Genomic DNA, 26,517 nt, shown 5'->3' with positions numbered 1-26,517 from the left:
AATTCACAGGGAGGCGGGGAGGCGGGGAGTTTTTGTTGTTGTGGCAACAGTCGTCCAATTGGGAGCGTGGTGGACTCGAACCAAAAAAATCTCCCCGCCTCCCCGCCTCCCTGTGAATCTTCTCTGAGTCCCATCGAGCGAGTGCGTTAGGGGCAGGTTTTGCCGTCGCCGGGGGGAAGCTTGGGGGCGACTTTTTGCGGGGGCGCAATCTGCTTGGCGGTGAAGCCGAGGCCGATGGAGATGCCGTTGCACGGCTTGCCGGGGGCGTTCGTCCCGTCGGCCATGATGTCCGAAGCTTGGCGGATCAAGCCCGAGGCTTGCGCCACCACCGGGCATTGGTTCAGTCCTGCCGCGAGCGGCTTCAGGGCATCGATGAATTCATCCGTGCTGAGCACGCCCGCGATGGTTCCATTCACGGCTCCGCCGGCGCCGTTGTGCTCGAAGGTGATGATCGTTTTTCGGATCGTCAGGTTCACCGTGCCCGCCTGCAGATCCAGCGACAAAGGCACGTCGCCCGCGGCGTTGTTCACCCACACGCCGCCGGAGACGTAGGCGTCGGGGAAGCGGATTTTCGCGCTACGCGCATCCGCCGGATCGGTCACCGATTCGAAGAGCACCGGCCAATTGTCCGAGGGGCCGAAGCTTGGAGTGCCCTCGAACTTCGACCCGCCGAGAAGGAACCCGCTCGCTCCGGTGGCGGTCTGATTCGCCTCGCTGCTCAGCCCCTTCACATCGAGCAGCATGGTGAACGAGCCCTTCGTGATCGCCGCGTTGATGTCCTCTTGCGGCGTCTGCGTCAGGTATGGAAGAAGGCGCAGAATGTTGGCCCCGAAGGAGTTGTCGATGCCTCGGGCGCCGTCTTCCTGGGCGGACTTGCTCACCGGCGTGCACACGTCGGTCGAGGCCTTCGTTGTCGCCTTGTTGTCCAGATCGTAGCCGAAGTTCTTCCACGCGTTCTCGCTCGCGACGCCATTTCGATCGGTCGTTCCGATGAAAATCTTGTCAACGGCGAAGTTGCGTTCCTCCGTCGAGCTGGTCGCAGGTCCGCTCGGAGCTGCCGGCGGATGCTGAAGCTCCACACCGCCGCCGCCCGCGTCGCCGCCGTTCACGGTTCCACCTCCTCCTCCTCCGTTGCCGCTGTCACTCGAGCAACCTTGCAGCGTGAGCGTGATGAGCGAGAAGAGGGCGACGGACGCGCCCGCCGTCAGCCCGAGAAGTCCTACTGCCCGTGCGTTTTTCATGGGGATTTCTTCCTTGCTGAGGTGCTTTGGCTGACTCTTACCTCGGGTCGTGCTACGCGTCGGCTCTCCCAGGAGACCTGAATGTCCGACGAGTTCGTTCATCTTCACGTGCACACCCAGTATTCGATGCTGGATGGCGCGGTGAAGGTGAAGGATCTCGTCAAGCGCGTGGCGGGCGCTGGGATGAAGGCCGTGGCCATCACCGACCACGGCAACATGTTCGGTGCGATTTCGTTCTACAAGGCCGCCAAGGACGCAGGCGTTCAAGCCATCCTGGGTTGCGAAATCGAAGTGGCCGACGGCCGGCACAGCCGCCATCTTCCGCTCATCGCCTCGTCGCTCGAGGGCTACAAGAACCTCGTCTGGTTGGTCTCCCGAGGCCAGATCGATCCCGACCCGGCTGGGCCAGCAGGCTCCACGTGCGTGCGCATGTCGGACGTCGCCGACCACGCGAAAGGGCTCATCTGCCTCACCGGCTGCATGGGCGGCCTCGTCCCGCAGCGCGTGCTCGAAGAGGGCCCGTCCGCCGGCCTCGATTCGCTCTCCAAGCTGCGCGACATCTTCGAGCCGGGAAGCTTGTTCGTCGAGCTGCAAGATCACGGTTTGATCGAGCAGCCCGTTCTCAATGAAATCATGATTGAGAACGCGCGGAAGCTCGAATTGCCGCTCGTGGCCACGAACGACGTGCACTACGCCTCACGCGACGATGCCGAGGCGCATCTGTACCTCTCGTGCATCAAGTCGGGTCGCTCGTACGCGGAGGCCAAAGAGCGCCACCACGGCTCGAGCGAGATGTACCTGAAGACGCCGGCGGAGATGGCCTCGAAGTTCTCCGCCTGGCCCGATGCAGTGAAGAACACACTGCAAATCGCCGAGCGCGCGGCCGTCAAACTGAAGCTCGGCGAGCCCATGCTCCCGAACTTCAAGGTGCCCGAGGGCTTCGACACGGAAGGCTACTTCCGCCACGTCGCGGCCGAAGGACTCGAGACGCGCTTCAAAGAGCTCGAGGCGATGGGCAAGAAGATCGACCACGACGCCTACCGCGCGCGTCTGCGGCTCGAGCTCGACGTCATCAGCAAGATGAAGTTCCCGGGGTACTTCCTCATCGTCTGGGACTTCATCCGCTACGCCAAAGACAACGGGATCCCCGTCGGTCCGGGCCGCGGTTCGGGCGCCGGTTCGATCGTCGCGTATGCGATGCGCATCACCGACCTCGACCCCATCCCGTACAACCTGCTGTTCGAGCGCTTCCTCAACCCGGAACGCGTGAGCATGCCCGACTTCGACGTCGACTTCTGCATGGATCGGCGCGATCAGGTCATCGCGTACGTGCAGAAGCGCTACGGCGAAACCAGCGTCGGGCAGATTGCCACCTTCGCCGAGCTCAAAGCCAAGAGCGTCATCAAGGACGTGGCCCGCTCGATGGGCATCACCCCCATCGAAGCGCAGGCCTACGCCAACTTGATTCCGCGCAAGTCGCCCGCCGAGACGTACACCATCGCGGAGAGCCTCGAGGTCGAGCCGAAGCTCAAAGCCAAATACGATACGGAGCCGGTCACCAAAGAGCTGGTCGACCAATCGCGCAAGCTCGAGGGCCTCACACGGCACGCCGGAAAACACGCCGCCGGCATCGTCATCAGCGAAGGCCCGCTCTGGGACCACGTGCCGGTCTTCCGCGACGAGAAGACGGGGGCGTACGTCACCCAGTATTACAAGGATGACGTCGAGCAGGCCGGTCTCGTCAAATTCGACTTCCTCGGTCTGAAGACCCTGACGGTCATCGACATTGCCACGCGGCTCATCAACGGGCGCCCCGACATCAAACGCGAAGGTCGCAAGTTCGACATATCGACCATCCCGCTCGACGACAAACCGACGTACGCCCTCATGGGCTCCGGCGAGACCAAGGGCGTGTTCCAGCTCGAGTCGAGCGGCATGCAGCAGCTCTTCAAGGACCTGAAGGCGGACTCGTTCGAAGACATCGTCGCCGCCGTGGCCCTCTACCGACCGGGTCCTCTCGGAACCGGCATGGTTCAGGACTTCGTCAACCGCAAGCACGGGCGCGCCCCCATCGCCAAGATGCACGATTTGGTGGACGAGCTGCTCGTACCCACGTACGGCGTCATCGTCTACCAGGAGCAGGTCATGCAGATCGCGCAAGCGCTCGCGGGCTACAGCCTGGGTGGCGCCGACCTGCTCCGCCGCGCCATGGGCAAAAAGAAGCCCGAGGAGATGGCCAAGCAGAAGGGCATCTTCGTCGAAGGAGCCTTGAAGAAGGGCGTCACGCAGGAGGACGCGGAGCGCATCTTCGGTCTGCTCGAGTACTTCGCCGGATACGGCTTCAACAAGTCGCACAGCGCGGCCTACGCGCTCATCACGTACCAGACGGCGTACCTCAAAGCGCATTACCCGGCCGAGCTTCTCTGCGCGATCATGACCAGCGACAAGGAGCGCATCGAGAAGGTGGTGCGCACCATCGCCGATGCTCGCGCGCTGGACGTGACCGTGCTCCCGCCCGACGTCAACGAAAGCGACACGGACTTCAAGGTCGTCTACACGCACCCCGACGGGAACAAGAAGCTCGGCAGGGGCGACAAAGTGCGCGATCCGCTGGGCCCGCAGATTCGCTTCGGCTTGGGCGCCGTGCGCGGTGTCGGCGGTGCTGCGCTCGAGACGCTGTTCGAAGCGCGTGCGGCCGGCGGGCCCTTCGCGGATTTGTTCGACTTCGGCTCGCGCGTCGATGCGAAGAAGATCAACCGCAGCGTGCTCGAGGCCTTGGTGCAGTGCGGAGCGTTCGACAGCACGTTGAAAGGCCTCGGCATTTCACGCGCGCGCGCGTTCGCCTCCATCGACATCGCGCTGGAGCGCTCGCGCGCCGCCAGCCGCGACCGCGAGCGGGGACAGACGAACCTCTTCGGTCTCTTCGACGCCGCGCCCTCGAACGGTGCCAACGGTAGCAACGGGAAAGGCTTCGCCTCGCAAAGCGCCGGCGACTACGTGGAGAGCATGCCCTGGGACCAGAAGGAAATGCTGGTCCGCGAGCGGCAGTCCCTGGGCTTCTACGTCTCGGGCCACCCCGTCGAGCGCTACCTTCGCGACAGCGCTGCGTATGCGCGCCACGAGCTCAATCATTGCGCGGAGTGCTCGGGCATGGACGACTGGGCCAAGGTCCGCCTCTGCGGCATGGTCGAGGGCTACCGCGAGAAGATCCTGCGCGACAACAAAGGCGGGGGCAAACCCGGCGCAAGCCCTGGAAAATTGGCCTTTTTCGAGCTCGAGGACTCTTCGGGCCGGGTCAATGTCAAGGTGCGCGGCCGCGAGATCGAGACGTACGCGCATCTGCTCACCGGCGGCGAGCCGGTGGTCGTCACCGGCAAGGTCAGCTTCCCACGCCGCGACGAAGACGCGGGCGAGGAGGAGGACGACGCCAACCGCGAGCCGACCATCTTCCTCAACGAGGTCGAGCCTCTATCGAAGGTCGTCGCCAGCCACACCGAGCGCATGACCATCCGCCTGCGCGAGGAGCGCACCCGCCCCTCGGATCTCGACGAGATGAAGCGCCTCTTCAGCGAGAGCCAAGGCGCCTGCCCCGTCGTGGTCGTCGTCCGCCTCACCAACGGCGCCGAAGCGATCCTCTCCTTGCGCGACTTCCGCGTCGATGTCAGCGATCCGCTGCTATCCGGCCTCGAGCGCGTCTTCGGCGAACAAGTCGCCGAGATTTAGCCTCCGATCATGTCCGCGCGTCCTCGGTCTCGACCGCGTCGGATGCGAGAAGTTTCTCGTCGGCCGTGAGAAGGACGGCGCCAAAGGCGCGGGCGGTCGCCACGATGATACGGTCCGCTGGATCGCGATGAGGAAGTGCAAGATCAACGGCATCGATGGCGATGGCGCCGTCCATGGGCTTTTCGATGAAGCCGCCGGCGAGCGCATGGTCGCGAAATTCTTTGGCTGTCCGACCATTGAGATCGATGCGTCCGCCCCTCAAGAGAAACCTGATCTCACAAAACGAGATGGCACTGATTAACGCGCTACGCCCAACGTTTCGATCGATGATCCGCTTTGCGTTGCTACCCAGCTTGGCATCGCCCCACAAGAACCAGAGAAGCGCGTGCGTATCGACGAGGATCACTTGATGTTGTCCTCGTCGAACGTCCAATCCTCTTCGGGCAGGATCGGCCCGATGATGTCGCCCGTGCTCTTTCCCTTGAATGATCCGAACAGGCTCTTCTTCCTCGTCTCCAGAGGAGCGAGCCGGGCGATGGGTCGCCCGTGCTTGGTTATGACGATGTCTTCCCCAGTGCGCTCGACCGTGTCGAGGAGCTCGAGGCACTGGCTCTTGAACTGCGAGGCAGAGAGGATGTTGGCAGCCATATAGGTAATATGACCATTCGACGACCAATGGTCAAACGAGCTTCAAAGCTTTTCCAGCTTCGCCTCGACCTTGGCGCGGTCTTCTTCGTGCTTCACCAGCGCGCCCAAGGTGGATCGGGCGAGCTCGGGATCGAGCGCGCTTGCGCCAAGCAAGACGAGTGCGCGCGCCCAATCGATGGTCTCGGCGATGCTCGGGGCCTTGCGGAGATCGAGCTTGCGAACCTCGTGGGCAACGCGCGCGAGCTCGGTGGCCAACGCTTTCGAGATGCCGGGAACGCGCAACTCCAGAATGGCCAGCTCGCGTGACGGGGGAGGGTAGTCGACGAAGGCGTGAAGGCAGCGGCGGCGAAGCGCGTCGGTCATGTCACGCGTCGCATTGGTCGTCAGCAGCACCAACGGCTCGTGCTTGGCGTGCACCGTGCCCAGCTCCGGAATCGTCACCTGACGCTCGGCGAGGATCTCGAGCAGAAATGCCTCGAACTCCGGATCGGCGCGGTCGACTTCATCGATGAGAAGCACCACCGGTTCGTCCGAGGTCAGTGCGCGCAACAACGGGCGTGCGACGAGGAAGCGCGGACTGAAGAACGCATCACCTTGGTCTGCGATGCGATCCACGGCGTCGCTCAACGATGTTGCACCTTCCGTTTGGCGGGAAACTGCGTCGCGAAGCAGCTGCGTGTAAAGCATCTGCTTCGCGTAGTCCCACTCATAGAGTGCCTTGCTCTCGTCGAGGCCTTCGTAACACTGCAGACGCACGAGCGGCCGTTTCATGCCTTCACTCAGCGCGCGCGCCAGATCCGTTTTGCCCACGCCAGCGGGACCTTCGAGCATCAGCGGCTTGTCGAGCGACAGGGCAAGCCACACGGTCAGCGCAAGCCGTGCATCGGCCAAATAACCGGAGCGTTGCAGTGTTTGTTCGAGCTCTTGCGGGGTGCCGAAAACGGCCATGTTCAGGTCCAGTCCGCCGCGGTTTTGCGTCGCAGAATCATTCGTAATTCCGGATATTTATACAGAACAGTCCGCTTTTTCTCGAAACGATGGCGCAAAGTTAACCCTCTTTTCGCGTCCTTCGTTATCCTCACTGAAAAATGTCGGATCGTGAAGATCTGCTACGTGTCGACCAGACGGGAACCGTCCATCCCGTCGGCCGCACGGCCAGCCAGCAGCTCCGTTCGCGCGCCGGTGAATGGCGGGCCATGCCCAGCCCTAGGAACCTCATCGTCCTGCGCAGTGAGATCGATTCAGCCCCAGTGCTCAAATTGGCAGGTGAGATCCGCACACCAGGGGCTTTGTGTGATGTGGTGGCCCTTATCGCACAGTCTAACTGGCGAGGTGAACTGCAAATCTTCGAAGAAGAAGGCCTTCGGTCCCTATCGTTCGACGTCGGTACACTCGTTGGGGCCGCTTCAACTGTGCCTGCCGAACGCCTGGGAGAGGTGCTTTATCGCTTCGGAGTGGTAACTCGGGAAGAGCTCGAGCGTGTGATTTTGGTATCCAATGCGTCAGGAAAACGGCTAGGTGAAGCAGCCATCGAACTTGACTTCGTCACCGCGGAAGAGCTTTACCGGATGATGTCACGTCAAGCTGAGGAGATTTTTTACGGAGCGCTAAGGGTGGGCGAGGGGATGTTTTACTTCTACGACCGGTACGACGAGAAAAGCATGCTCCGGCCGCACAACCTCCACGCAGCGGGGCTGCTGATGGAGGGTGCGCGGCGCATGGACGAAATGCGTTTTTTCCGGGAGAAAGTCCCCAACGAAGATTACGTGCCCGTCCGCGCGTCGTTCATGTCATCGGTCAATTCCGTCCGATCGCCCATCGGTGATACCGTGTCGGGTGCACGCTCCGTGGTGGACGTGTCATCTCATTCACGTGACGGCCGTGAGGGTCGTGACGCCAAAGTTCCGGAGAACCTCGCCGAGGTGTACGCGCTGTGTGATGGGAAGTTGTCGATCTCGGAGATTGGTCGTCGCATCGGCCAGCTCGAGTTCGAGGTCACGCGCGCCGTTTTCCAACTCGTCAACGGTGGGTTCGTCCAAGTGATTGCCCCGCGCCCGCGCGGTCCGGAGGCGATCGTCGAAGCATTCAATCCGGGGATCATCGAGGTTCATCGGCAGGTCGATGCGGCCAAACGCGGGCAGGAGTTCCGCGACGGGCTTGCTCGCTTTGCCACCGGTGGTGGGGTTTATGACGCGCTCTTTCAAGGTGCAGGTCCTCTGCCCGACGGATCGTTCCGTCCCGAGCGCGTAGCCCGCAATCTCGTCGCGATAGCAGGCGACGATCCCGATGCGTGGCTTATGCAGTTGTTGCACGAGTATGTTGGTTTCGCACTGTTTCATGCAGGCTCGCTCCTACCGCGGGAGGTCGAAGCGGGTCTGGTTAACGCGGTTACCGAGCTGCTCAAGCCGGTACGAGCCCACGAAAACCCCCCGCAGGCAGCCTTGCAGCCGTGACCCAGAGTGCACCCAATTCAACAAGCCGTCGTGATCTGATCCTCGAAGCGGCCACCCGCCTCTTCGCCGAACGAGGTTATGAAGGCGCCAGTATGGCCGACTTGGCCGAAAGCGTCGGCCTTCGAAAGGCCTCGCTCTTCCACCATTTCGCCAGCAAGGACGCGTTGTACAACGCGGTCTTCGAGCGGTTGGTGCACAACCTGGGCGGTCTCGTCATAGAAGCCGCCCAGACAGAGGGGTCGTTCGTCGAACGACTCGATTTAATGACCGACTCGTTCGTCTCCGCGCTGGGGGTGCAGGTTTCGGCCGCGCGCCTCATCCTGCGCGAGCTGATGGACTGGGGCCCCTTCGTGCGGGTTCGCTTTGCCGAAACGTGGCTGCCCGTTCTCAAGGCGGCCGAGCGCTTCGTCGAAGACGGCCAGCGCGAGGGAAGCTTTTCCGCGGAGCTCTCTCCGCGCCATGTCATCCTGAGCGGGCTATCGCTCTATATGACAACGTTCGCTATCGGCGGCGTGGTCGAGCAATTCGCGAGCAGCGATTGCTTTGCCCCCGACTTCATCGAGGAGCGGAAGAAGCAATTGCGCACCCAGCTCCACGCGATGTTGCTGCGCCCCGGCTACGTTGTGCAAGTCGCAGCAGCCCCGCAGGCGGCAGCGCCGGCACCGGCTGCCGCAGCGCCCGCAACCGAGGCCACGGAAACGCCGGCCACGCCGGAAGGGGAGACTGCCTCCCCCTCGTTGGGCCACTGACCGGCTCCAAGGGCTAGGCGTCGTTGTTACGGATGCCGTGGCGTCGCGCGACTTCATAGAGCGCGATGGCCACGGCGACCGACGCGTTGAGCGAGTCGACGGCGCCAGCCCGCATCGGTAGACGCACCAAGCGGCGGCACGCCTGCTTGACGGACTTGCGCAATCCTTTGCCTTCCGCGCCCAGAACGAGGACGAGCGGAAGGTCCAAGTGCGCATCTTGCAGCAATTCGTCGCCTTGGGCATCGAGGCCGACGACATCGAGCCCGCGTTCGGCGAGCTCGGTCAGCGCCGAGGGTAGGCTTTGCACGCGGCACAACGTCGCATGCTCCACGGCCCCCGCGGAGGCACGGAACGTGGCCGGGCTAAGAGGCGCCGAGCTGTGCTCCGGCCAGAGCACCGCGTCGGTCCCCAGCGCGACCGCCGAGCGGAGAACTGCGCCGAAGTTCTGGGGATCCTGAAGCTCGTCCAGGGCGAGTACGAGGGCGCTCGGGCCCAGGGTGAGATCCGCCAGGCCGAGGATCTCGAGCTCGGGCGCGAGGGCGGCGACGCCTTGATGGTGCGCCCCGCGCGTGTGCCGATCGAGCTCGGAGCGCGAGATGCGCTCGACGGGGATGCCGCGGTCGTGCGCAAAGCGCGCGAGCGCATCGAGCTGCGGGGAGCTCTTGTCGTCGACGAGGACCTTGATGGGCGGCTTGCGGCCGCGTTCCTCGGCGCGGATGGCCTCGCGCACCGGCTGAATGCCCACGATGAGGCGCGTGCCCGGCGGCAGCGACGGCGCCGGGGGCTGCGGATTTTCGCGGTAGCGAGCCTTGTCTTGAAAGCGCGGCTTCACGGGCGGCTTCATGCGCGACCGGCGAGCGCTTCACGAACGCTCTGATCGAGGCTTGCCGCCGCCGCGACGGGATCGGCCGCGTCGCGGATGGGGCGGCCCACCACGACGTAATCCGCACCGCGCGCAATGGCATCGCGGGCGGTGGCGACACGCTTCTGGTCGTCGCTGCCCTTCGCAGAGCCTGCGTTGAAAGTCGCCCCCGGCAAGCCGGGGATCTCCGGACGAACACCCGGCGTGATGAGCGTGGCCATCGGACCGAGCTCCACGCGCAAGGTGGCCACCTCCTCGGGCGAGCACACGAAGGCGCGCACCCCCTGGTCGAAGGCCAATCGCGCCAGCCTGCGCGCGTGCGCGTCGGGCTTGGCATCGATGCCGAGCTGCGTGAGGTCGGCGTCGTCGAGCGAGGTGAGAACGGTGACCGCCACGATGGTGCACGTGTCGCCTGCTGCCTCGGCGCGCCGGACGGCACGGGCGAGCATCTCCTTGCCGCCACCGGCATGCACGGTGAGCATGCGAGCCCCCAGGGCAACGGCGCGATCGACCGCCCGTTCCACGGTGGCGGGAATGTCGTGCAGTTTCAAATCGAGAAACACCGGCAGGCCGGCCTCACGCGCCCAGGAGAGCGCCTGCGGCCCCGCGCCGACGAACAGCTCCAGCCCGATTTTGACCAACCCCAGGTGAGGCTGGAGTGCGAGGCTCGCGCGGCGAGCCTCGTCGACATCCGCGAAGTCCGCTGCAAAAATGAGACGACCCGTGCTCATGACGGGTCGCCTATCACATTCCTTCGAGAGATCACGCGAAGATTTCGCGCTCTGCCACGCCCCTAACGTCCAACGACCCGCGAAGCGCCCCCCCAACCAGCTCTCGGGGGGGTGGGGCGGCGGAGCCCCCCACAAACTAAAGACACGAGCAAAGCGGGTCGCCCGGTTTGCAGTCGCAGGGCTTCTGCTTCTCGGGGGCCGAACCGCCGGTGGAACCGGAGGCGCCGCTGCCCTGCGACGGCCGCGCGACGCGGGGCCGCGGGGCGGCTTGCGGGGCATTGCCCGGGTTGGCCTTCAGGTCGGCCATGGCCTTTTGATTCTCGGCAAGTTCACGCTCCAAGCGGGCACGCTCTTCGGGCGTGGTGGCTTGTGAGATATCGGCCCGGAGCTTTTCGGCGTCGTTGTTGAGCGTGGAGATGGTGTCCTCGAGGACCTTCTGCCGATCGAGGGAGCTCTTGATGGCCATGCCACCGAAGACCAGCACGAGGAGCAGGACGACGCCGGAACCGACAGCGATGTAGAGCAGCTTCTTCTTGCTGCGGTCCTGCGAGAGGGCCGCCACGCGCTCGGCGTGCTCTTGTTGGCTGCGAAGCTGCTGCAGACGCGCGGCGTTTTCTGCCTCGAGCCGGGCACGCTCGATCTCGGCCTTGTGAATGGCTTCGAGCCGGGCGGCTTCCTCGCGTTGCCTTTGCTCGTCGGCGAGGCGCTCGTTCTCGATGGCACGCAGCCGCGCCTCCTCTTCCTCACGGGCACGACGCTCCGCCTCGAGGCGCGCATTGACCGCCTCTTCTTCCTGACGACGGCGATCTGATTCTTCCTGCCTGATTCGATCTTCCTCGAGGCTCATGAGTTCTTTGAGCGAGAAGAGGACCGAACTCTCTTTCTGTTCCGCCATGGGTCTCGTTTCCTATAACAAAAGTTACAGGTTTAAGATCTCCTACGCAACCGCACGAACGCCCCGCGGCTCCGCCAGGTGAACGATACGGCCGAGTTGTTGATCGTTGCGAAAAAAGCTAGTGTCCGGCCACCCAACATGTCAGCGAAGCCGATCGAAGTCACCGCGCACATCACCGGCACAGTCTGGAAGATCGAGGTCAAAGTAGGAGACAAAGTCGAAGAGGGCCAAACGTGTGTGATCCTGGAGTCGATGAAAATGGAGATGCCGGTCGAGGCTCCGGAAGCTGGCACCGTGAAGGAAATTCGTGTCTCCGAGTCGCAGGCCGTCGACGAGGGAGCCGTCCTCATCACGCTGGAATAAGGGTCCGAATCGCGCTCGTGCTGGGCGCCGCCGCTCCGTGCATTCTGCTGGCCTTGGCTTCGTGCAGCGAGAGCAAACTCTCCGGCGAAGGCTCTGACTGTTTGCAGGCCACCGACTGTGAACCCGGCCTCGCCTGCGTTCCCCTCGATGATGGCCGCCGCGTCTGCAAGAGCGATCTCTCCGGCACCCAGCCGTCGCCCCAAAAAGACGCCGGCGCGCGCGACGCAAATCCCGGCGATGCATCGCGTGATGCAGACGCCGCCGTGCGCGATGTCAATCGACCGGACACCAACGTCCCCGACACCAACGTCCCCGACACGCAACCGCCCCAGGACAGCGGTGCGGACACGGGTAGCGACACGTAACGCTGGCGCGAATTACCAGAGTCGTTCGACCCCGAAGGCATCGAGCGCTTCGTCCGCGCTGACGATGCCTACGCCTTCGACACGCGCTTGAGCGGCGAGCATTCGATCGAACGGATCTCGGTGTTCTCCTGGCAAGCTTACCGCGAGCTCCGCGTGTTCCATCGTGATGGCGAGCGGCTCGAAGCCCGCGGTTGCGATGGCGCTCGCGAGATCACCTGGAAGTGGTGGCAGCTTTCCGATGCGCTGTTTGGTACCGATTTCCCATGCCGAGGCGGCGCTCACGAGAATCCGGTGCTCCGGATCCGAAAGAAGATCGCGCGCGGCCTTGCTGAGCCTCCGTTGATCGTCGACCAATGCCCAGAGCAGAGCATGGGTGTCGAGTAAGACCTTCATCGCCCTTCCCAGGCACGGAGCTCGTCTTCAGGAAGAGGATCGAAGAACTCATCCTTGATTTCGAGTTGGCCTTTCCAGATCCCAAGCTTTCGTTTGGGGGCTGGTTCTCGAACAAAGGCGAACGATGGGATGGCCTTTCGTTCCGCGCGCAATCGCTACCTCCTCGCCTTCGAGAACCTCTTCGATAAGGCGCGAAAGATGCGTCTTGGCCTCGTGGACGGTAACGACCTTCATCCCACTATTTCATAAGCTTAGTCCACTTAGTCAAGTCTGCCGCCCGTTCTTGGCGCCTTGGCGGTTTTCCTCTTCGGTTGGTCCTACTCCCGCCAGAGGAATTTCCAGGGGTTGTGCTTTAGGTCGCGCACCATCTCTTGGACGTCGTCGTAGACCTCTTCGTCCATCATGAGGGCGCCGACGGTGCCTTGGCCTTTCTTCACGTGGGCGACGATGGCTTGGGCGTCGGCGGCGGCGGCGTTGGCGCGGGAGGCCAGTTCGGCGACGTCGTTGAGGGTCTTTTTCAGCTTTGCCTGCTCTTCGGGGGCGCCGACGGTGGCGGAGGCCCGGTTGATGTTCCCCAACGCTTCGCGCGCGTCTTTGAGCATGGGGCCGGAGTCACGCTGCAGATCCGCGGAGAGCTTGTCGATGTTGTCGATGGTGCGGCGGATCTTCGGATCGTTGATGGTCTTGTGCGCGTCTTGCGTGAGAGCGTTGGCTTCGGCCGAGAGCTTCTCGAGGTTCTCCATGGTGCGGTTGACGCGTTCGCGGTTGTCGGAGATGGCCATGTTGAGGCCTTTCAGCACGCCCAAGGTGTTCACCGCGATGTCGCCGAGCAATTCGCGGTTGTTGCGGATGCCCGTCACCGCGGTGTCGAGCAGCTCGTAGGCCTTGGCCAGGAACAAGTCGAGTCGCGGCGGGTCGATGCCTTTGACGACGGCGCCTTCGCGCAGAATGGGACGGGTGGGCGTGCCCGGTTCGATCTGCAGGAATTGCTCACCGAGCACGCCCTGCGTGGTCACGTAGAAGTCGGCATCCTCGTGAATGGTGTCTTTGACCTTCACCTGCACCTTGAGCTTCGCCCGCACGAGCACCCGGCGGCCGGTCTCCTTGTCGATGGTGCCGCCCATGAAGCGCAGCTCGTCCACCGAGCCGACTTTGACGCCGGCGATGCGCACCGCTGCTCCGGCCTGCAGGCCGCCCGGGTTGTCGAAATCCACGTAAAGGGGGTACGTCCGCTCGAAGGAGAGGCCGCCCATCACCAGGATGAACGCGGCCAAGATCCCCAGCGAGACCAGGATCAACACGCCGACTTTGACTTCGATCGATCGCTCTTTCAGCATGGCGGCCTCTCAGAGATCCATCGGCCCTTGCGCGCGCCCATTGATGAATTGTTGAACCACTTCGTCGTTCGCGCCCTTGAAGTCGTCCCGTGTGCCCAATAGACGCACCCTTCCTTTATAAAGCATCACGATGCGGTCGGCGATCGTGAAGATGCTCACCAAGTCGTGGCTCACGACCACGCACGTGACCCCCAGCTTGTCGGAGAGCTCGCGAATCAACTTGTCCACGCGGCGTGCACTCACGGGGTCGAGCGAGGTGGTGGGCTCGTCGAACAAGACGAACTCCGGATCGAGCGTGAGCGCGCGCGCGATGGCCACGCGTTTGCGCATGCCGTCGCCCAGCTCCGACGGGTAGCGCGCGCCGAACTCCGCCATGTGCACGATCTCGAGGCGGCGCTGCGCTTCCTCCAGCGCCTCGCGCACCGAGAGGCCTTTGTGCTTGCGCAAGGGCAGGGCGACGTTCTCGGCGCACGTCATCGAGTCGAACAAAGTGGAGTGCTGGAAGACCATCGCGCACTTCTTCCGCACGGGGTACATGCCCTTTTCGTCGAGCTGGCTGATCTCCTGGCCGTCGAGCCAGATCTCGCCGCCGTCGGGGTAGAGCAGGCCCACGAGGTGCTTGATGAGAACACTCTTGCCCACGCCCGAGGCGCCGATGATGAAGAAGACCTCGCCCCGCTTCACCGAGAAGGTGACGTCGTCGAGGACCTTCTTGGGCCCGAACGATTTGGCGATGTTCTTGAACTCGATCATGGCTCAAAAAATCAAAAAGGCGGCGCCCGAGATGAAGAAGTTGAGGATGATGATGGCCAGCGACGAGTTGACCACCGCGCGGGTAGTCGCCCAGCCGACCCCCTCGGAGCCGCCGAAGGTGGACAGCCCGCAGTAGCCGCTCACGATGGGGATGGCCGCACCGTAGGCGATGCACTTGCTCATGCCGGTGATGACGTCGCCCGCGTCGATGAGCGAGACGTTGAAGAAGGTCTGAAACGACAGGTCGTACGCGAAGTACGCCGTGGCCGCGCCGGCGAAGAAGGCCACGGTGCTCGCCCACACGATGAGCATCGTGGTCATGACGAGGCTCGCGAGAAAGCGCGGCACGACGAGAAAATCGATGGGATCGGCCGCGCACATGCGAAGGGCGTCCACCTGCTCGGTGACCACCATGGAGCCGATTTCGGCCGCGATGCCGGCGCCCACGCGGGTGGCGAGGATGAGCGATGCGATGGAGGGCCCGAGATCGCGCACCAAGAGCTCCAGGTACGTCGCGCCCAGCATGGTGAAATCCGGAATGACCCGGCGCAGTTGCAGGCCGGATTGGTACACGAGGATCATTCCGATGAAGCCCATGGTGATGGAGACGAAGAAGACCGAGCGATTGCCGATCTCGAACATCTGCTTCACCAGGGCCCCCTTTTCGCGGCGGCCGCGGAAGACGTAGTAGAGGGCGCGAACGAAGACGGAATACAGCTCGAGGCCCGCGCGCAGGAACTCGATGGCCGTCGCCCCGAGGGCCGCGATGGGGCCCGATGGCGGCGTGGCGCGGGGCGCGGCTTCTTCGTGGTTGCCCTCTTGCCGGTGCGTGCTCGCGCTCATGGCCTATCCCAGGATGAAGCTGAGGAGGTAGTCGATGATGAAGACGCCCGCGGCGCTGGCGACGACCGTGGCGGTGACGGAGCGGCCGACGCCGGGGGCGCCGCCGGTGGTGGACAGGCCGAAGTGGCAGCTCGAAAGCGCGATGACCAGACCGAACACGATGCTCTTGAAGAGGCCATTGGCCACGTCGCCAAATCCGAGAAGGCCGCTGCCCACCAGGCCGTTGTAAAAGCTTTGCGGCGACACGGAGAGAAGCCCGTCGCCGGTGAGCGAGGCGCCGATGAGCGCCAGACAGTCGGCGTAGAGCGTCATCATGAAGAGCGTCGAGGTGATGCTGATGAAGCGCGGCAGGATGAGAAACGAGATGGGGTCGATGGCCAGGGCGCGCAGGGCGTCGACCTGCTCGGTGACCACCATGGTTCCTAGCTCCGCGGTGTTGTTCGCGCCCACGCGGCCGCTGATCATGAGCGCGGTGAGCAGCGGCGCAATTTCGCGCAGGGTGCCGAAGCCGGCGCCCCAGCCCAAGAGGCCCTCGGCGCCGTAGCGCTTCACGATGGGCGCGGCCTGAATGACCATGATGGCGCCGGTGAAGAGCGCCGTCACCACCACGATGGGCAGCGACTTGACCGACATTTTATACAGGTTGCGCCACAGCTCCGTCTTGTCGATGCGCGGCGGGAAAAGGCGCCGGACGATCTGCCCGAGGAGCACGCCCATGCCGCCGGCGGTGGCCGCGATGAAGAGGAAGCTTTGCCCAACCCCTTCGGCAAAGGCATCGATCCGGGACGGGCCGGGAGCAGGATCTCGATCGGGCGCCGTCGCTGCTGCCATGCCCAAAGACTAGCGGAATTGACATCGAGTCAAATAGTCAAATGAGAAGCTGCTCCAGGAGCGCGACCAACACGAAGTTCAGGAGCAGGACGGCCCCGCCATAAACGAAGCCGAGAAGGGTGCCCAACGCGCTCCGCCGGGTTCTCCAGAAATGGACCGGCAGGCACATGGGGCCGAAGGCGAGGGGCGCCAGCAGGCGGGTCGACGATGGCCATGCGCGGTCGCGTTGTTCATCGGAAAGGCGCCGTTCGTCCCAGGAAACGATGGCGAAGACCAGGGCCGAGGAGCCGAACAGCGAAAGAAGGACGCTCGTCAGATCGAGAAGGTCCTGCCCCCTCAAAGCGGACCCTCGGTCAGCCCATGGACGAATTGGCGCACCCGCGGCTCGGTGGTCTTGCGTGCTTCCTCCGTCGTGCCATCGAAGATGAGTTGACCTCGGTAGAGCATGCCGACACGGTCGGTGACCGTGAGCAGCCGATCCAAATCGCTCGAAACCATGATGACGGTGGCGCCCGAGGCCCGCTGCTCGCTGCGCAGCAGATCGAAGATCTTCTGCGACGTCACCGGATCGAGCCCCGCCGCCGGCTCGTCGTACAGAACGATGGAGGCATGGCTCACCGTCGCGCGGGCCACGCCCACCCTCTTCTTTTGGCCACCGGAGAGTCCCGACGGCATGCGCGTCTCGAAGCCGGGGAGGGCCACGCACGCGAGGCGCTCGGCTACGCGCGCCGCGACCTCGTCCTCCGAAAGCGAGAACAACCGGCGCAGCGGGAATGCAATGTTGTCCGCCACGGACAAATGATCGAACAGCGCATTGTTCTGAAAGAGCATCCCGAACTTGGTGCGCACCGCCTGCAGCCGCAGCTCGGACATTTGCGTGATGTCCTCGCCCTCCACCAGGATTTCGCCGCCATCGGCGCGCAAAAGCCCGACGACGAGCTTCAAGAGTACGCTCTTGCCGGCGGCGCCGGGGCCGATCAATCCATACAGGCACCCCTTCGGAACCTGGAGGCTCACGTCGCGCAGGATGGGGGCGGCGCTCGGCTCGCGCGCGTGTTTCGTGAGGCCTCGGATCTCGATCACGCGCGCTCCTTCTTCGTTCGCACCGTGGGCTCCTCTCGAATGGGCGCTCCGCCTGCTGCCGAGGCGAGCTCCGCACGCAGCCGCGAGAACCTTGTAAAGTACACGAACCAGAAGAACGCGAACACCAGCGCCAGCGCCATGGGAAGCGCCACCTCGAGGATGCGCTTGGACGCGCGCGAGATCACGAAGGGCCCGATGTGCGTGAGCGCGTGCCCCGCCGGTGCGGCCTGCGGCAGGGCAGGGCGGGCGAGCATGACCACCGCCACATCGCTCGGTGCGAGCCCGGGCACGCCGCCGGAAACCAGGCGCTGTACCGCGATGTCGCTGAGCGGCGGCGTCGGCCCCCGATAGGAGACGAGCACGCTGGCCGACGATTTAATCGGAGCATCTTTTACCGGATCGGACGCCGGAAGATTCAAGTGCACGCGCGCCGAAAGCACGCCGTCCACACCTTCGAGCGTGCGCTGCAGATCGCCCGCGAGCCCCGCCACGATCTGCGCATGCTCCACGGCTTGACTGGGCACGAGGGTGTTCTTATCCATCGCTTCCAGCAGCCCCGGGTAGCGCGTCCGCGGCAGCTCCTCGTCCCGCAAGGTCGCGAGGGCGCGGCCGGAATCCTCCCGCGCCACCACCACGTGGTATTTGCCCTCCGCATTGGGGTCGGCTTCCTTGCTGGCCTCGATGGATGCGCGATCGAGTGCAACGACGACGCGATTGGCATCGTCCTCGTCCAAGCCTACGGCAATCGTGGAGTTGCACCCGATTAGAACGATGCAACATGCAAGTAAGGAGATTTTCGAAGTCATACCACTCTCCCGGCCGCCCGGGCTGCGACGTAGCGGCGTCGATTGGCGGCGCCGCGGCGCTCGAACAGTGGATGCATTGCCGCGGCGAGGCTCGGGAAGACGTATCCGAGTGTCGTAAGTAGCCCGGAAAGGGCGGGAAGGCTCACTTCACGTTTGCCGCTCGAGATGCAGGTGAGAACGGCATCGGCCACGTCGTCGGTAGTCACCATGGGTTGCGATAGGACGATATCCGGTACGTGCTCCAAATCGCCCAGAAAGTCGGTATCGACCGGGCCGGGGCACACTGTCGATACGTGGACGCCCAACGGGTCGAGTTCCATCGCGAGTGCCCGGCCGAAAGCGCGCAGGCCCGCTTTCGAGGCCGAATAGGCCGCTTCGTCTTTGACGGGGATTTTTCCGGCCAGGCTCGCCACGTTCACGATGGATCCGGAACCTTGCTGCACCATGTGCTCGGCGACCAATCGGCTGAGGAAAACCGGTGCGGTCAGGTTGGTCGTGATGATCGCGCCGAGGGTATCGGGCGATATGCCGACTGCAGGGCCACGGTGGTTGAGGCCGGCGTTGTTCACGAGGATGTCAATCCGTCCGAACCGTTCTCGCGTGACCCGGAGCAGCTCGCGCAGGCTGTCGAAATGGGATACATCGGCTGCGAAAGACATCGCGCGCTCGAGGCCGATGCTGGCGGCTGCTGCGTCGAGCTTTTCGCGCCCGCGCGCCACGAGCACCACGTTCGCTCCCGCTTCGGCGAGCTTCTTCGCCACGGAGAGTCCGATACCGGCGGATGCGCCCGTGACGATGGCGGTTTTACCGCCCAAGTTGTCGCGTGTTGCCTTTTCTCCCGTGGTTTTGGGTTGGTCAGCAGAGGATTCGGACTCCACGGTGTCTCCTTCGGTCATGGCTCGCAGCGAGATATCGACGAAATCGAGGGTACCGTGTACAAGTTGGTCGTTGCCACCGTCTAAAACCGGTGCTACGCGTAAAACCGCGGACGTCGCAAACCTCTGCGTGCTCTGCCCTCGTTTTCGCAAGAGGGACTTGCGCTGTCAGGTTTTGGGGGCGCTCCGCCGCCTCGGTCAGGTTATTGGGGGGCTCCGCCGCCCCAAGCCCCCCGAGAGAACTAGTTCACTTTTGGGGCTTCGCTGTCCCAAAGCCCCCTAGAATATCCAGTGACCGCTCTTTTTTTTCCCGGGCATGCGGTCGGCCCTTCGGCGGTTTCCTTTTTTGCAAGGGATGCGGCCATAAGATGGTGAAACGCTCGCTCCATTGAATTGCGCGAGCCTATGAAATGACAAAACGGTCCGTTCCCCCACCGCTCTTCTGGGCCTCCGGGTCTCCTGGTGAGTGCTGGTGCGTTGCGCGGCCGATTCCGAGAAAGAAAGGGCGCGCTCGTATTGCGCGCATGGCGGGTCTTGTCGAGTCCCTTCACGGAAGCGATATCCACGCTTAACGATCGTGCACTCCGAAGGCTTTTGGGGGCGCGTGCATTTCTTCGCGGTTACGATTACGTCCGGCGGAACGCCGTCAACGAGATCGCCATCCAAGACTCGTCCGCCAAGGGAGAGGTTCGAGGAACCGAGGCCGAGCCCTACCGCGTCCAGCTCGATCTGACGCCCGGTGGGTTCACGTCCACGTGCAGTTGCCCGGCCTTTCCCAAGGTCAACGGGCATTGCAAGCATGTGGCGGCCCTGCTCATCGCACTTCGGGACCAAACGCGCGGACCTCGAGGCTTTTCTGGCGAGCGTGAACGCGACCCGGACTCCGATCCGAGCCCTTATTCGTCTTCTTCGCCGTCTTCCGCGTCCTCCTCGGACAATCCCGGGAACGCCGGACGGCAGTTTGCTCCTAACCCTTACGAGGGCGGGCGCACAACCTTTTCACGCGATCGTGGAGATTTTTCGATGCAATCCCCAGGTGGGCCGATGGGCCCCAAACCTCCGACTTATCAAGCCAATGGCCATGGTCCCGCATACGGTGGCGGTGCTGGTGGCGCGGCGCTCGGTGCAGGGGGGGAATCCGGCGTGCCCGGCGTGACCGGTGGGGGGCGGCGAGGACGCCGCCGTCGGGCGAAATTGGCCGCTGCGGCGGCCGCGGCGGCCGCGGGCAGTAGCCCCACGGGCGCACGCATTGCGCCGGTGGCGGCGCCGATTCAGCGCCCGGGTGTCGTTTCCACGGGAATCGACGCATGGCTTCCCGAGCCGATGGCTGCGCTTCCGAAGGTCATCGAGTTTCGTATGCAGGTGCGGCCACTGTCGCTCACCATCACGCTGATCGATCCGAACGCCCGCACGGCGCTTCTTCCGAGCACGCTCCTTCCGCTTTTGGCGCAGAGCCCCACGCCGGATCGCGAACCGATTCGGTTGCTCGCCCGCTTCGAATCCGAGGGTCCGCGTCGCGTGGGCATCGAGGTGCGCGGCGAGGATGCGTGCGATCTGCTCGCCGCCCTCAAAGGCCGCCGCGTGATCGTGGAGCCGCAAATGATGGAGCTTCGCTTCGGCGACGAGCCGCTCCGTCCGCGGTTCGATTTGGAACTTAGCCAAGACGGCACCCAGGTCCTCGTCAAATCGAATTTTCAGCGCCCCGGCGATCCGCGCAAATTCACGATGGCGCAGGGCGCGTGGTTCGAGGGCAGCCCGGGCTGGTTCGTCGATGCGCAGGAGGGTGTAGCCCGTCCGATCGACCGGCGTGTCTCGCCGTCGAGCATCCGCCGTCTGGCGCGTGCGCCGTTCATCCACGAGCCGATCGACCACTTGCCGCAGCTCATTGCGCAGGGCCTGCCGCGCGTCGCGCTCGAAGTGGGCGCCGAGCTCCCCGAGCTTTCGCAAGTCGCCGAGGTGCGCGACATCGTTCCGACGTTCCGCATGCGTGCGGGCGGCACCTTGACCGAGGCCCGCGTGGCCTTGCGCGCCGCCTACGAGGACGTGGAAATCGACGTCCGCGCCGACGGAATGACCCCGCCGGTCATCGTCAAGCCGCCGCAGAGCGCCTCGAAGCGCGCCTTGTGCATCCGCTGTGACATCGCTGCGCAGCAGGAGGCCGCATCGGCCTTGCGCGAGCTGGGGCTGCAGCCCGACGAAGAGGGCAACGGCTTCGTGGCGCGCGGCGACGACTCGATTCAGTTCTGGACCGAGGGCATCGGCGCCTTGCCGGAGCATTGGGACCTCTTCGTTCCCGACGACCTGGTCGACGTGCAGGTCCGCGGCGAGACGCTCACCGCGAACGCCCGCGTCTCCAGCGGCGTGGATTGGCTCTCCCTGCGTCTCTCGTTCGAGAGCGAGGGCGTGGCGGTCACCCAAGAGGAACTTGCGCGCTGCTTGGCCGAAGGACGCCGCTACGTGCGCCTCGCCGACGGCTCGTTCTCACGCCTCGACGCCGAAAAGGTGAAATCGGTGCTTCTGCGCCAGGCGGAGATCCTCGCCACCGGCGGCGGGCAGGGCGGACGGCTTCCGCTGTCGCAGGCGGGCCGCATTCAGGAGCTCCTGCAGCAGGTCGGCCGCACCAACGTGAGCGAGGGCGCCAAAGACCTGTTCACCAAGCTGCGCGACATCGACGAGATCGGGGGCGTTCGCAAGCCGCGCAATTTGAAGGCGTCGCTGCGTCCGTACCAGGAGCAAGGCTTCCACTGGCTCTGGTTCCTCCATGAAATCGGCTCCGGCGGCGTCTTGGCCGACGACATGGGTCTCGGTAAGACGATCCAGACGTTGGCGCTGCTCCTCGCCGTCAAGGCGGCCGACGAGAAGGCCGGCGTCCCCTTCAAGGCGCTCATCGTGGCGCCCACCAGCGTGGTCACCAACTGGCTGCGCGAAATGGACAAGTTCGCCCCATCGTTGAAGCACGCACTCTGGCACGGCATCGACCGCAAGGAGCGCATCGACGACCTCGAGGACGCGGACGTCATCGTCACGAGCTACGCGCTGTTGCGCCGCGATGAAGAGCTGTTGGCCAAGCTGAAGCTCCGCTACGCGATTTTGGACGAGGCGCAGCAGATCAAGAACCCGCTGTCGGCGACGGCGCGTGCGGCCAAGCGGCTGAATGCGGCGCGGCGGCTGGCCCTTTCGGGTACCCCGATCGAGAACCGCCTCTCCGAGATTTGGTCGATCTTCGACTTCGTCAGCCCGGGCCTTCTCGGGCCGCTCGACAAGTTCGAGGAGCGTTACTCCCGGCCCATCGACAATGGCGATTCCAAGGCCGCTCAACGGCTGCGCGCCACGATTCACCCTTTCATCCTGCGCCGTACGAAGTCCGAAGTGCTCAAGGAGCTCCCGGACAAGATCGAGACGGACCAGGTTTGCGAACTCACCGGCGAGCAGGCCGCCTTGTATTCGGCCGTGCTCAAGGAGGTGCGGGCGCAGGTCATGGGCGAGGTGGAACGCCAGGGCATGGCCAAGAGCCACATTCAGATCCTCGCGGGCCTCACCCGGCTGCGCCAGGCGGCGTGCGATCCGCGCTTGCTGGGCCTGCCGCGCGAATTCGGCGACGTGGACTCGGGCAAGCTCGTGGCTTTACGCGATCTCATCGAGACGTGCGTTGCCGGCGGGCACCGCGTCTTGGTGTTCAGCCAGTTCGTATCGATGCTCTCCATCATCCGGCGCGCCATGGATGAAGACGGCGTGGCCTACGAGTACCTGGATGGCTCCACGCGCGATCGCCAGGCGGTGGTCGAGCGCTTCCAGGACGAGGACGGCCCGCCCGTGTTCCTCATCTCGCTCAAGGCTGGCGGAAGCGGTTTGAACCTTACCGCAGCCGATACGGTCATCCACTTCGACCCGTGGTGGAATCCGGCCGTGGAGGATCAGGCAACCGACCGCGCCCACCGCATTGGCCAGACCAAGGTGGTGACGACGTACCGGCTCATCGCGAAGGGCACCATCGAGGAGAAGATCCTCGAATTGGGCGCCAAGAAGCGCGAGCTCGTTGGCGCCGTTCTGAGCGAGGACGTCGGCGGCGCGAAGAAGCTCACGAAGACGGACCTGGAAGATCTCTTCAAGTTCGACGACTAAGCCCCAACGAGTGTGCCCGACCCATGTTTGGCACATGGGGTAAATGCACAATGGATCGCTGTCGCTCCGCCATCGGCCCTATCAACGGGGTATGAAACGGAGCGATAGCGCTGGCCCATGGCGTGATATGGGCGAAAAAGAGCCGAATCCCTATGAATTGGATCCGGCAAACGACATTTCTTGGACGACGGAGACGCGCTTGCGCCGTCCCGAGGTGATTCGACCCGTCCAACCCGTCCAACCTGAATTGAGCTTCATGCGCGCACTCAGGAAGTTGCTCGAAGGCTCTGCGCGTTAGCGTCACACGCACGATCGCGTGTCGTCGAGTCGGATGACAAGACAGGGCTGGCCGCCGGTCTAATCCTAATTCGGGCACGTTCTCGAATGAGGGGGGGCGGCTCATGCTCTCGGTTTGGCTTCGATCGATGGTTCGTTCGTCGGCAACCGTGCCGGCCGTGCGCGAAGATCTCGAGCGGCGCGGCGTGCATATCGTGGAAGACGATGGCACGCCGCAGGTCGGGTTGCTTCTCTTCGACGTGGTGGGCCCGGAGCTGGAGGCTGCGCTGCGGGAGTGGAGTCACGCAAGCGGCGCGCGCATCATTGCCATTGCGCTGCACGCGGACGCACTTTCCGCGGGAAAAACCTGGCGTTTGCTCGCGGCCGGGGCGAAGGAGGTCGTCGTCTGGCAACCCGACGACGTCGCAGCCGTGATTGCCGCGCGCTGGGAGCGATGGAACGAGGTCGACCGCCTCTTGGAGTCGCCATTGGTTTCGTCGTACGTCGTCGGGGGAAGCCCGGTGCTGCGGCAGGTGCTCCGGCAAATCGTCGAGGTGGCGGTGTTCACCACGACGTCGGTGCTGCTCTTGGGCGAGAGCGGTACCGGCAAAGAGCAGGTCGCGCGGCTGATTCATTCATTGGATCGGCGGCCGGACAAAGGCGAATTGATCACCGTCGATTCGGCGACCATCGTGCCCGAGCTCTCGGGGAGCGAATTTTTCGGGCACGAGCGCGGCGCCTTCACGGGCGCGGCGAGCCGGCGCGACGGGGCCTTTGCGCTGGCCCACAAGGGCACGCTCTTTCTCGACGAGGTGGGGGAGCTACCCGAGGCCTTGCAGGCGCAGCTTCTGCGCGTGGTGCAAGAGCGCACGTACAAACGCGTGGGCGGCAACCAATGGTTCGAAATCGATTTTCGTTTGATCAGCGCGACCAATCGCGATTTGCCCGCCGAGGTGGAGCGAAAGGGCTTTCGGGCCGACTTCTTCTATCGGATTGGCACTTGGACTTTCCGCCTTCCGCCGCTCCGTGAACGCCGCGAGCACATTCTGCCGCTGGCCGAACATTTTGCTCAGCTGTCCCTGGACAAGCGGGAAAGGCGGAATGTGATTCTCGACGAGCGGGTCTGCGAGTTTTTGCTGAGGCGCGACTATCCGGGCAACGTGCGGGAGCTGCGGCAGGTCGTCGAGCGCCTCTGCGCGCGCCACGTGGGCGTGGGGCCGCTCACCGCGGGCGACATTCCGCCGGACGACCTTCCGCCGGCATCGGAGCGCGCCGAGCAACGACTCGACAGTGCCGTCGAAGAGGCAGTGCAGCGCGGGTTCGGCCTCAAGGAGATCAGCCAGGTTGCGCGTGAGGCTGCGATTCGCGCGGCGCTCTCGGCGGCCGCGCGGAACGTGCCGCGCGCCGCCAAGATGCTCAAGGTGACCGATCGCGCGCTCCAGATGGAGCTCGCGAAGCGGCAAGACTAGGGTCCCTTACATCGTGAAAATGAGGCGATCGCCCTGCCGCACCCAGGTTGCGCGGCCCGTGTGGCCTGCGTGGCCGGCGTGAGTGCCGCGGCCATTGGGGGCGTGGCCCGGCCTTCCCGAAGTCTGCACGATGGCGCGAAGCACGATCTTGCGCGCCTCCTTCTCGGTGAGGCGGTGCCCGGCCTCCAGGCGCGACGCGATCTCGAGGCCCGCACGGCGCGCCGCCCGGCGTGCCAGCCGCACGAACCGACGCGCGCGCTGCTCCGGCTGGCCCGGCGCCCCGGTTTCGGCCTCGAGCTCGCGCCCGCCGAAGAGCCGTTTGAAAATGCCACCGAGGAACTGCTCCTGAACCTCGCGATCGCCGACCTCGCCGAACAGCCCGCCCAGGATCTTCCCGAGGAATTGCTCCTGCTCGCGCGTCTCCACCTCGCCCTGGCCGAGCAAGCCGCCGAGGATCTTGCCGAGGAATTGCTCTTCCTCTTCGTTTTCGGCCTCGAGCTCGCCGAACAGGCCCCCGATGATCTTGCCCAAGAATTGATCCTGCGGCGGCGGTCTGCGTCGTCGCCGTCCGCCCTGTAGAAAGGGGAGGGCCTTGCCCGCCAGGCCTTTGAACAGAGGCCCCGCCACCTTGCCCAAGAGCGGTGCGGCCAGCTTGAGCGCAGGCAGGAGCAGCGGAATGAAATGGTCGAGCTCCTCCTCGCTTTGTATCTCCAAGAGCTCCGCGGCCAGCTCGGCCTCGGTCTCGCTTTCATTACGATACGGTGCAAAGGTCATGATCGTCGTCCTCCGAAACGACGCCAAGCAGTCGATATGCCAGTAGCCGTTCGCGCGATTCGCGTGCGCGCGTGACCGCCGAGCGAACGGTGCTTCGTGCCCGGGAGGCCTCCGACGAAGTGCGCTTCGTTGCTCGGGCACCATGAAATGGGTAAATCCCGATCATCGACGATTGGCACGTACCGTGAACTCTCGCTCGTGCGACGGCGGTGAGCACGTCCATAGAAAGAAGGGAGCGCGAGTCATGCACGATCTCGATCGAACGATGGGGCGTACCCATATGGAAACCGAGTTTCTCGAATTCCAGAACGAGGGCGAATCGGAGTTTCAGGGCGAGGGCGAAAAGGAAATATTCCACGAAGACGAATTGAACGAGCTGGCCAGCGAAATGCTCGGTATTTCCAACGAGCAGGAGCTGGAGCAGTTTCTCGGCGGGTTGGTCAAAACCGTCGGCAGCCTGGCCGGAAAAGCCATCAACTCGCCCATTGGCCGGCAGCTCGGCGGTGCGCTCAAAGGCGTCGCGAAAAGGGCGCTCCCCGTGGCCGGGCGCGCGCTGGGCAACTGGATTGCGCCGGGCATCGGCGGCCAGATTGGAAGCCAGGTGGCCTCCGCCGCAGGCTCGATGTTCGGGCTGGAGCTCGAGGGCCTCAGCCTCGAGGACAGCGAATTCGAATTGGCCAAGCAGTTCGTGCGCTTTGCGGCCGATGCGGCGAATTCGGCCCTCAACGCACCCGCGGGCGCGGACCCGAAGAGCGTGGCCACGCAGGCCATCACCCAGGCGGCCCACAAATATGCGCCGGGCATTCTCGCCCATGCGGGGCTCTCCAATGGACATGGTCGTGCCACTTCGCCAGGTGCCGCGGCCGGCGCGAGCGGGCGCTGGGTGCGCAAAGGAAACCAAATCGTCCTTTACGGAGCATGACCG

General features: G+C 64.3%; 25 protein-coding genes. 8 read left to right on the top strand and 17 right to left on the bottom strand.

The features are described 5' to 3' along the window. Positions 1-146: 146 nt before the first annotated feature. Positions 147-1,241, bottom strand: a complete 1,095-nt coding sequence (locus tag LZC95_22905; GenBank protein ID WXA99653.1) for a hypothetical protein — start codon at positions 1,239-1,241, stop codon at positions 147-149. Between the two features lie 81 nt (positions 1,242-1,322). Here LZC95_22905 and dnaE point away from each other — a divergent pair, with 81 nt between their 5' ends. After that, positions 1,323-4,964, top strand: coding sequence for a DNA polymerase III subunit alpha (gene dnaE / locus LZC95_22900; GenBank protein WXA99652.1), 3,642 nt, complete (start codon positions 1,323-1,325; stop codon positions 4,962-4,964). A 7-nt stretch (positions 4,965-4,971) separates the two neighbouring features. Here the strand turns inward: dnaE and LZC95_22895 are convergent, their stop codons facing one another. From LZC95_22895 to LZC95_22885, 3 genes are read right to left on the bottom strand one after another with little or no spacing between them, the layout of a single operon-like run. Further along, on the bottom strand, positions 4,972-5,334 hold the full coding sequence (locus LZC95_22895; GenBank protein WXA99651.1) for a type II toxin-antitoxin system VapC family toxin: 363 nt from the start codon (positions 5,332-5,334) through the stop codon (positions 4,972-4,974). 32 nt (positions 5,335-5,366) lie between these two features. Beyond that, entirely contained in the window at positions 5,367-5,612 is a 246-nt protein-coding gene (locus tag LZC95_22890) for a type II toxin-antitoxin system Phd/YefM family antitoxin (GenBank protein WXA99650.1), read from the bottom strand. A gap of 42 nt (positions 5,613-5,654) precedes the next feature. Further along, a complete protein-coding gene (locus tag LZC95_22885; GenBank protein ID WXA99649.1) occupies positions 5,655-6,560 on the bottom strand; it encodes a MoxR family ATPase in 906 nt (301 codons plus the stop codon). A gap of 140 nt (positions 6,561-6,700) precedes the next feature. Here LZC95_22885 and LZC95_22880 point away from each other — a divergent pair, with 140 nt between their 5' ends. Both LZC95_22880 and LZC95_22875 read left to right on the top strand, forming a co-directional pair. Then, positions 6,701-8,065, top strand: coding sequence for a DUF4388 domain-containing protein (locus tag LZC95_22880; protein WXA99648.1), 1,365 nt, complete (start codon positions 6,701-6,703; stop codon positions 8,063-8,065). Between the two features lie 92 nt (positions 8,066-8,157). After that, on the top strand, positions 8,158-8,814 hold the full coding sequence (locus tag LZC95_22875; GenBank protein ID WXA99647.1) for a TetR/AcrR family transcriptional regulator: 657 nt from the start codon (positions 8,158-8,160) through the stop codon (positions 8,812-8,814). Between the two features lie 13 nt (positions 8,815-8,827). On the opposite strand, the gene rlmB is transcribed toward LZC95_22875, so the two are convergent. The 3 genes from rlmB to LZC95_22860 all read right to left on the bottom strand — a co-directional run bounded on the left by rlmB (position 8,828) and on the right by LZC95_22860 (position 11,302). Then, positions 8,828-9,658 (bottom strand): 23S rRNA (guanosine(2251)-2'-O)-methyltransferase RlmB, encoded by an 831-nt coding sequence (rlmB, locus tag LZC95_22870; GenBank protein WXA99646.1) that lies wholly within the window; start codon positions 9,656-9,658, stop codon positions 8,828-8,830. Further along, positions 9,655-10,407, bottom strand: coding sequence for an orotidine-5'-phosphate decarboxylase (gene pyrF, locus LZC95_22865; GenBank protein WXA99645.1), 753 nt, complete (start codon positions 10,405-10,407; stop codon positions 9,655-9,657). Before pyrF ends, rlmB begins: the two co-directional genes overlap by 4 nt. A gap of 136 nt (positions 10,408-10,543) precedes the next feature. After that, entirely contained in the window at positions 10,544-11,302 is a 759-nt protein-coding gene (locus tag LZC95_22860) for a hypothetical protein (protein ID WXA99644.1), read from the bottom strand. 138 nt (positions 11,303-11,440) lie between these two features. Between LZC95_22860 and LZC95_22855 the strand changes: the two genes are divergently transcribed. Both LZC95_22855 and LZC95_22850 read left to right on the top strand, forming a co-directional pair. Continuing rightward, a complete protein-coding gene (locus tag LZC95_22855; GenBank protein ID WXA99643.1) occupies positions 11,441-11,665 on the top strand; it encodes an acetyl-CoA carboxylase biotin carboxyl carrier protein subunit in 225 nt (74 codons plus the stop codon). Between the two features lie 17 nt (positions 11,666-11,682). Continuing rightward, on the top strand, positions 11,683-12,030 hold the full coding sequence (locus LZC95_22850) for a hypothetical protein (protein ID WXA99642.1): 348 nt from the start codon (positions 11,683-11,685) through the stop codon (positions 12,028-12,030). A gap of 12 nt (positions 12,031-12,042) precedes the next feature. On the opposite strand, the gene LZC95_22845 is transcribed toward LZC95_22850, so the two are convergent. From LZC95_22845 to LZC95_22805, 9 genes are all read right to left on the bottom strand, one after another. Next, the gene (locus LZC95_22845; GenBank protein WXA99641.1) at positions 12,043-12,423 is read right to left on the bottom strand and encodes a type II toxin-antitoxin system VapC family toxin; all 381 of its coding nucleotides are present in this window, start codon (positions 12,421-12,423) and stop codon (positions 12,043-12,045) included. A 317-nt stretch (positions 12,424-12,740) separates the two neighbouring features. After that, positions 12,741-13,760, bottom strand: coding sequence for an MlaD family protein (locus LZC95_22840; GenBank protein WXA99640.1), 1,020 nt, complete (start codon positions 13,758-13,760; stop codon positions 12,741-12,743). Between the two features lie 9 nt (positions 13,761-13,769). After that, entirely contained in the window at positions 13,770-14,513 is a 744-nt protein-coding gene (locus tag LZC95_22835; GenBank protein WXA99639.1) for an ATP-binding cassette domain-containing protein, read from the bottom strand. Between the two features lie 3 nt (positions 14,514-14,516). After that, on the bottom strand, positions 14,517-15,356 hold the full coding sequence (locus LZC95_22830) for an ABC transporter permease (protein ID WXA99638.1): 840 nt from the start codon (positions 15,354-15,356) through the stop codon (positions 14,517-14,519). Between the two features lie 3 nt (positions 15,357-15,359). Further along, the gene (locus tag LZC95_22825; protein ID WXA99637.1) at positions 15,360-16,187 is read right to left on the bottom strand and encodes an ABC transporter permease; all 828 of its coding nucleotides are present in this window, start codon (positions 16,185-16,187) and stop codon (positions 15,360-15,362) included. Between the two features lie 37 nt (positions 16,188-16,224). Further along, on the bottom strand, positions 16,225-16,527 hold the full coding sequence (locus LZC95_22820; protein ID WXA99636.1) for a hypothetical protein: 303 nt from the start codon (positions 16,525-16,527) through the stop codon (positions 16,225-16,227). Next, the gene (locus LZC95_22815) at positions 16,524-17,270 is read right to left on the bottom strand and encodes an ATP-binding cassette domain-containing protein (protein ID WXA99635.1); all 747 of its coding nucleotides are present in this window, start codon (positions 17,268-17,270) and stop codon (positions 16,524-16,526) included. Before LZC95_22815 ends, LZC95_22820 begins: the two co-directional genes overlap by 4 nt. Further along, positions 17,267-18,076 carry a hypothetical protein gene (locus tag LZC95_22810; protein WXA99634.1) on the bottom strand — a complete coding sequence of 270 codons (810 nt, stop codon included), beginning with the start codon at positions 18,074-18,076 and terminating at the stop codon, positions 17,267-17,269. The genes LZC95_22815 and LZC95_22810 overlap by 4 nt, the downstream gene beginning before the upstream one ends. Continuing rightward, positions 18,073-18,972, bottom strand: coding sequence for an SDR family NAD(P)-dependent oxidoreductase (locus LZC95_22805; protein WXA99633.1), 900 nt, complete (start codon positions 18,970-18,972; stop codon positions 18,073-18,075). Before LZC95_22805 ends, LZC95_22810 begins: the two co-directional genes overlap by 4 nt. 1,002 nt (positions 18,973-19,974) lie before the next feature. Between LZC95_22805 and LZC95_22800 the strand changes: the two genes are divergently transcribed. Together LZC95_22800 and LZC95_22795 are read left to right on the top strand one after the other, a co-directional pair. Next, positions 19,975-23,073 (top strand): SNF2 family helicase, encoded by a 3,099-nt coding sequence (locus tag LZC95_22800; GenBank protein WXA99632.1) that lies wholly within the window; start codon positions 19,975-19,977, stop codon positions 23,071-23,073. 425 nt (positions 23,074-23,498) lie between these two features. Then, positions 23,499-24,818, top strand: coding sequence for a sigma 54-interacting transcriptional regulator (locus tag LZC95_22795; GenBank protein ID WXA99631.1), 1,320 nt, complete (start codon positions 23,499-23,501; stop codon positions 24,816-24,818). Between the two features lie 6 nt (positions 24,819-24,824). Here the strand turns inward: LZC95_22795 and LZC95_22790 are convergent, their stop codons facing one another. Continuing rightward, positions 24,825-25,592, bottom strand: coding sequence for a hypothetical protein (locus LZC95_22790; GenBank protein WXA99630.1), 768 nt, complete (start codon positions 25,590-25,592; stop codon positions 24,825-24,827). Between the two features lie 244 nt (positions 25,593-25,836). Between LZC95_22790 and LZC95_22785 the strand changes: the two genes are divergently transcribed. Continuing rightward, complete coding sequence (locus tag LZC95_22785; protein WXA99629.1) at positions 25,837-26,514, top strand: hypothetical protein; 678 nt, start codon at positions 25,837-25,839, stop codon at positions 26,512-26,514. The last annotated feature ends 3 nt before the right edge of the window (positions 26,515-26,517 follow it).

It is taken from the genome of Sorangiineae bacterium MSr12523, from assembly GCA_037157775.1.
Classification (GTDB): Bacteria; Myxococcota_A; Polyangia; order Polyangiales; family Polyangiaceae; genus Pendulispora; species Pendulispora brunnea.
Note: the sequence above shows the minus strand (reverse complement) of the source record. Positions and strands in the feature narration are given on the sequence as shown.

What these genes read in the sequence shown, in the direction of transcription:
- LZC95_22830 (WXA99638.1), bottom strand. Translation starts at nt 15,356, where the DNA reads ATGAGCGCGAGCACGCACCGGCAAGAGGGCAACCACGAAGAAGCCGCG.
- LZC95_22880 (WXA99648.1), top strand. Translation starts at nt 6,701, where the DNA reads ATGTCGGATCGTGAAGATCTGCTACGTGTCGACCAGACGGGAACCGTC.
- LZC95_22875 (WXA99647.1), top strand. Translation starts at nt 8,158, where the DNA reads ATGGCCGACTTGGCCGAAAGCGTCGGCCTTCGAAAGGCCTCGCTCTTC.
- rlmB (WXA99646.1), bottom strand. Translation starts at nt 9,658, where the DNA reads ATGAAGCCGCCCGTGAAGCCGCGCTTTCAAGACAAGGCTCGCTACCGC.
- LZC95_22905 (WXA99653.1), bottom strand. Translation starts at nt 1,241, where the DNA reads ATGAAAAACGCACGGGCAGTAGGACTTCTCGGGCTGACGGCGGGCGCG.
- LZC95_22835 (WXA99639.1), bottom strand. Translation starts at nt 14,513, where the DNA reads ATGATCGAGTTCAAGAACATCGCCAAATCGTTCGGGCCCAAGAAGGTC.
- LZC95_22855 (WXA99643.1), top strand. Translation starts at nt 11,441, where the DNA reads ATGTCAGCGAAGCCGATCGAAGTCACCGCGCACATCACCGGCACAGTC.
- LZC95_22795 (WXA99631.1), top strand. Translation starts at nt 23,499, where the DNA reads ATGGTTCGTTCGTCGGCAACCGTGCCGGCCGTGCGCGAAGATCTCGAG.
- LZC95_22885 (WXA99649.1), bottom strand. Translation starts at nt 6,560, where the DNA reads ATGGCCGTTTTCGGCACCCCGCAAGAGCTCGAACAAACACTGCAACGC.
- LZC95_22845 (WXA99641.1), bottom strand. Translation starts at nt 12,423, where the DNA reads ATGAAGGTCTTACTCGACACCCATGCTCTGCTCTGGGCATTGGTCGAC.
- LZC95_22860 (WXA99644.1), bottom strand. Translation starts at nt 11,302, where the DNA reads ATGGCGGAACAGAAAGAGAGTTCGGTCCTCTTCTCGCTCAAAGAACTC.
- LZC95_22785 (WXA99629.1), top strand. Translation starts at nt 25,837, where the DNA reads ATGCACGATCTCGATCGAACGATGGGGCGTACCCATATGGAAACCGAG.
- pyrF (WXA99645.1), bottom strand. Translation starts at nt 10,407, where the DNA reads ATGAGCACGGGTCGTCTCATTTTTGCAGCGGACTTCGCGGATGTCGAC.
- LZC95_22840 (WXA99640.1), bottom strand. Translation starts at nt 13,760, where the DNA reads ATGCTGAAAGAGCGATCGATCGAAGTCAAAGTCGGCGTGTTGATCCTG.
- LZC95_22825 (WXA99637.1), bottom strand. Translation starts at nt 16,187, where the DNA reads ATGGCAGCAGCGACGGCGCCCGATCGAGATCCTGCTCCCGGCCCGTCC.
- dnaE (WXA99652.1), top strand. Translation starts at nt 1,323, where the DNA reads ATGTCCGACGAGTTCGTTCATCTTCACGTGCACACCCAGTATTCGATG.
- LZC95_22890 (WXA99650.1), bottom strand. Translation starts at nt 5,612, where the DNA reads ATGGCTGCCAACATCCTCTCTGCCTCGCAGTTCAAGAGCCAGTGCCTC.
- LZC95_22790 (WXA99630.1), bottom strand. Translation starts at nt 25,592, where the DNA reads ATGACCTTTGCACCGTATCGTAATGAAAGCGAGACCGAGGCCGAGCTG.
- LZC95_22800 (WXA99632.1), top strand. Translation starts at nt 19,975, where the DNA reads ATGCAATCCCCAGGTGGGCCGATGGGCCCCAAACCTCCGACTTATCAA.
- LZC95_22810 (WXA99634.1), bottom strand. Translation starts at nt 18,076, where the DNA reads ATGACTTCGAAAATCTCCTTACTTGCATGTTGCATCGTTCTAATCGGG.
- LZC95_22805 (WXA99633.1), bottom strand. Translation starts at nt 18,972, where the DNA reads ATGACCGAAGGAGACACCGTGGAGTCCGAATCCTCTGCTGACCAACCC.